The following is a 1,427-nucleotide window of genomic DNA, read 5'->3' on the forward strand; positions in this document are numbered from 1 at the left end:
TTGACTTTATTATAGCTTGGAGAGAAATACGGGCGAGGCCGAATGCTTACCTTCCTACCTGTATCTGTATCGTTCCACTCCAGTGAACAGATCGTTCCACTCGAGTGGACGGTTCTTTTCACTCTAGTGCACAAGCCTGTTCACTGGAGTGGAACGATACAGATACAGGTAGGAAAATATACAAATGTCCGCTCTATATACTTTCAATAAGCACTGGTAATATATTGTAAAGCAGTGTATAGTCTGGTATTCTACTTGGTCTTTAGCTTAGAATCTGGCTTGATAATTTATAGGATAAATGGTTAAAATACTATGAGAAATACCTTGAAAAGGTATGAGAAATGCGTTGTTTTATGGACAAAATGCTGGTAATACTATGAGAAATGCTATTTTCTATTTTATTTCTCATAGTGTTATGTCTTTGATTTACAAGATATTATTATGTGCGTTATGAGAACATGAGAAATGAAAAATCGTTTCTAGTAGAATGTCAGATACGTGTTTTTTTATATGATATAGACTAGATTAATTGATAAAGCATATTTTTTTTCTGTCAAAATTGTTTGTTTAATAGATATTTATTTCTACTTTTGTCATAGTTTACTTTCGAGCGAAGGAAGTAGCTTTTTAATAATTTTATTGAGAACGGTTATTTGTTGCATTCTATATAAAAATCCGCTAATTTTTTACCAGTGAATGACAATGAGTGACAGGTCTCGCGCACTTTTGCATATATACTTTGTTATATACACAATTGGGCGTGGGGCTATCACTTATGTTCACTGGGGGTCTTAGCGGATACCTTATATAGAGCGTAAGTAGATAGTTCCCACGTTCTCTTTTTATATAAACCTCGCACCACCGGGAACTGATGTGGTAATTCATATAAACTATGTGCGGAGACTTTAATCGTATCATCATTCAGCTATCGCAGCATCCTGTTGTGAACAAATCTTTCTCTGATTTAACCTGTACCGAATGCGAACAGGCATATGTCTTGATAAATGAATTGATTAGTTTATCAGTAGAAGAAGATTATACCCTATTGGATTATATTCAGATGGCACGCCTGAAGTATTATCTCGGTGAGCTTTCTTGCAAGATATATTCTGTAAAGGAAGATGCCGCCCTTCATTATGGTAGCGCCCTTCATTTATTGGAGAAAGGCGGTCTCGATCTGAGCCTAAAGAAATGGATTGAACTTGTCAGCCTGCGTATGGAGGAATAAATCGTCGTTGCATTTCAATTCTGCATTTCCTGACGTATGTTTGCCTCATTTCTTTTTGCATATACTTGATTGAATAATCCTGTATATGCAAAAATCATCATGTCTTATAATCCGGTTTTGGTATATTTTATATGGCACTTCTCTTTTCTCTTATGATTTTCTTCTTAATTTATCTTTGCCTTACGCTCGCCCGCGTGTA

The 1,427-nt window shown here is 35.7% G+C and carries 1 protein-coding gene; it reads left to right on the forward strand.

The annotated features are described in order from the left end of the window. Positions 1-892 precede the first annotated feature (892 nt). Positions 893-1,228: a hypothetical protein gene (locus BSCG_RS00130; protein ID WP_004327208.1), complete on the forward strand. Its 336-nt coding sequence runs from the start codon at positions 893-895 to the stop codon at positions 1,226-1,228. The last annotated feature ends 199 nt before the right edge of the window (positions 1,229-1,427 follow it).

It is taken from the genome of Bacteroides sp. 2_2_4, assembly GCF_000157055.1.
Taxonomy (GTDB): domain Bacteria; phylum Bacteroidota; class Bacteroidia; order Bacteroidales; family Bacteroidaceae; genus Bacteroides; species Bacteroides ovatus.